Here is a 3,118-nt window from a genome sequence, read left to right as displayed (position 1 = left end):
AAGTAGCCATTAATTCTCTTAATTTCTGTTTTAACTTTACTAGTATGCATTTTACCCCTGTGACTAAATTCCATTTTACTATATCATGATATTAATAAATAAAATAAGGTTACGCATGAAAGTGAGAAAAATTCTATTCATTGAAGACGACCAACTAGACTTCGAAATGTACGACTTCGTCTGTAAGAGGAAGTTCCCTTCATTAGAAATTATTCAAATGGTTGATATTGATCCAAAAACTCTCAAAAAGCTTAACCCAAATGATACTATTATTGTTCTCGATATTAATCTAAATGGAAAGAACGGAATTGATGTTTTTCTCGAACATCTAAAAAAATATGAGTTCTTTGTCTTTGTCTTTACCAGTAGTGATAATCCCGACGATATATCTAAGTGTTACGATGCTGGAATTAAATACTACTTTCAAAAGAAGAGTGGCCAAGACCAGATCTCTCTAGGACTCCAAAATTTCATCTATATCGCAGAAAATAATATGCTCAAGCCTAAATCTTCGGACAAGGAAAATTATGAGAACTTGATTTACGATATTAATGAACAAGATTCTCAAATTAAAGATCTCAACAAGGAGATTTCGACTTTAAAAGAAATCTACTCCTTTCCACTTAGTGAGACTTCTCCCACTTTCATTAACCAAGGCTCATTGGCCCACAAGATTTCAGAAGCTTTTGTACCAGGCGTTTATGTTTTTAATCTCAGTAAGAGAACCAATACATTCATGAATACGACTTACCAAGAAATAACGGGCTATGACCTGGATGAGATCAACTCTTTAGATGGTGACCAGTTTCTCGACCTTTTTCATCCTGATGACAAAGAGTTAGTAACTCAGCATATGAATAAATTGATTGCAAGCTCTACTGATCAAATTTATCCAATCGAATATCGTTTTAGACATAAGAATGGTCACTGGATTAAGCTGTTATCACTTGATAAGGTTTTCTCAAGAGATAGCGAAGGTCATGTTGAAAGCTTCATTGGCTGCTTCTTCGAGTCATAAACGATTCAAACTGATATACAGAAATGGGGTTATTTAAATAGGATTCTTATTTAAAAACAGCGCTTTAGCTGCTGAGTATTTTGGCAGTTTTGAAAATTCCGATAATTCAGAAATGATTTCATGGAGATGAGTGAGTCTCATCCCCACGATAGAGGAGCAGTTTTTTTCAGTGCAGCAGGAAGATCTTAAAATAAATCCCATCAGTTCTAGAGATACACTCAATAGTGCCTCCAAGATTCTGTACAGCTTTCTGCACAATATTCATCCCCAGACCCAACCCAGAAGAATCCTTTCCTTTTAAGAAAGCACTAAAAATAACCTGCGCCATTTCAGGTGAAACTCCTGGGCCATTATCAAAATACTCTATACAGTAACCTTCCTGAGTTTCAGAAAGATGAATTTTTAACTTCACACTCTCCTTATCACAGAAGTGAATAGAGTTATTAATTAAGTTAGTGAAAATATGATCGAGAAGATTTGCATCAGTTTCAATTTCATGTACTTCACTTACATACTCTATTTCAACATTTCTTCTCTTAAATTCATTTTCTAATTCTTCAACATAGTCTTTAAAGCTAATGAGGGAAATCTGTGGCGTGATTTCTCTAATCGACACAACCTTTAACATTCCTGTAATCATATTCTGCATTTTATTTGCATTATCTTTGATGATTTTTGAGTACTGGGAAATCTTCTTATCGTCATAATTGCCATCTTCAATCATTGAAATTAAGAGTTCTACAAAATTAGAGACGTGTCTTACAGGAGCACGAAGATCGTGGGAAACAAGAAAAGCAAATTCCTCGAGTTGCTTATTTGATACTTCTAATTTTCTTAAGGTCTTATTTAAATCAGTGACATCGTGAGCAAGGACTGTAACCCCTAAGACCTCCATCCCATCTGCTGAGAAGTGAGGGCGATAGAAAACTTCAGTTAGAGCTCGCCCCGTTTTAGGAAACTCTACATAAATTTGGAAGCGAACTTCTTTACCACTGAGGGCCTTATTCATATTATTTCGAACTTCTTCCAAAATTGTTTTCGGAAGTAAGTCTGTATAATGTTTATCCAAGATATCTTCTCTTTGTACTCCCCAACGACGAACATACTCTTGATTAATAAACTTATAAATTCCATTTCTATCAAGATAAGAGAGAAGTGATGGCATTCCATATGTGGCGACATTTATAATTGCTGATTTCTCATTTAGTATTCTCTTAACTTCTTGATCAGCAGAAACATCTTTTATCCCAACGACAAGATCAGCTTCACTGCTTTCAAACAGCAGAGGGCTCAGTCCAATTTCGAGTAACTTTGTCTCGCCATTCTTTGTGATACCTGTCAGTATTCTACCGGCACCCATCATCTTATCCTTTGGGTCTTTAAAAAACTCATTACGATATTCCACGTGCTGAGCTTTTAAAGTTGAAGGAATAAGAACTTCAACTTCCTTGTTCTCAAGTTCACCGGCTTCATAATCAAAGACATTATTTACATATTCATTACTGTACTTAATTCTCCCATCAGAATCACTGAGCAATACTCCAACCGGTAACCTATCAAGGACATAGCGCATGCTCTTGAACACTCTTTCCTCAAGCTCCTGTAATGATGGTAAAGTTAAAATCTTACTTAAGTTTTTCAAAATTATGGCAGTAGAAATTAAGGAAACTATGGCCGTAAGTACCTTAATAATGCCGGTAATGAAGTACAGTGGAATCCATACATTAATAATTTCCATAATATGGGTTAGAGAACAAAAGAATACAAACACTGCAAATACAATAACTGTGCTTCTAAAAGGCAGATCCTTTCTTCTTATCAATATTATTAGCAAAACTGTAGGTATCGCTAGATAACATAGTGCAATTAGGACATCAGAGACCACATTCATTAGAAGATATCAGTTCTCCAACGATAACAGTGACCATGTGGCATAAAGTTGTTGATATTGAATAAATTCATAAAAGGCCTTAAGATAAACGACAATATAATGTATTGATACTAACAGGAATCTTTTGTTTTATGAAGATATTACTTATTGAAGATGATGAAATCGATGTTAGTTATATACAAGAGATTTTGTCAGAACACGACATTGAA

General features: G+C 34.7%; 3 protein-coding genes. 2 read left to right on the top strand and 1 reads right to left on the bottom strand.

Annotated features, from left to right (window positions below):
* Nucleotides 1–115 precede the first annotated feature (115 nt).
* Entirely contained in the window at nucleotides 116–1,018 is a 903-nt protein-coding gene (locus M901_RS03835; RefSeq protein WP_021276869.1) for a PAS domain-containing protein, read from the top strand.
* Nucleotides 1,019–1,184: 166 nt separating this feature from the next.
* On the opposite strand, the gene M901_RS03830 is transcribed toward M901_RS03835, so the two are convergent.
* Nucleotides 1,185–2,660, bottom strand: coding sequence for a PAS domain-containing protein (locus M901_RS03830; protein ID WP_198295336.1), 1,476 nt, complete (start codon nucleotides 2,658–2,660; stop codon nucleotides 1,185–1,187).
* Between the two features lie 4 nt (nucleotides 2,661–2,664).
* On the opposite strand from M901_RS03830, the gene M901_RS17730 reads away from it, so the two are divergent.
* The gene (locus M901_RS17730) at nucleotides 2,665–2,874 is read left to right on the top strand and encodes a hypothetical protein (RefSeq protein ID WP_198295335.1); all 210 of its coding nucleotides are present in this window, start codon (nucleotides 2,665–2,667) and stop codon (nucleotides 2,872–2,874) included.
* Nucleotides 2,875–3,118 lie beyond the last annotated feature (244 nt).

Source organism: Bacteriovorax sp. DB6_IX, assembly GCF_000447775.1.
Taxonomy (GTDB): domain Bacteria; phylum Bdellovibrionota; class Bacteriovoracia; order Bacteriovoracales; family Bacteriovoracaceae; genus Halobacteriovorax_A.
The sequence above is the reverse complement of the archived record's forward strand: the minus strand, read 5'-3'. Positions and strand labels throughout refer to the sequence as shown.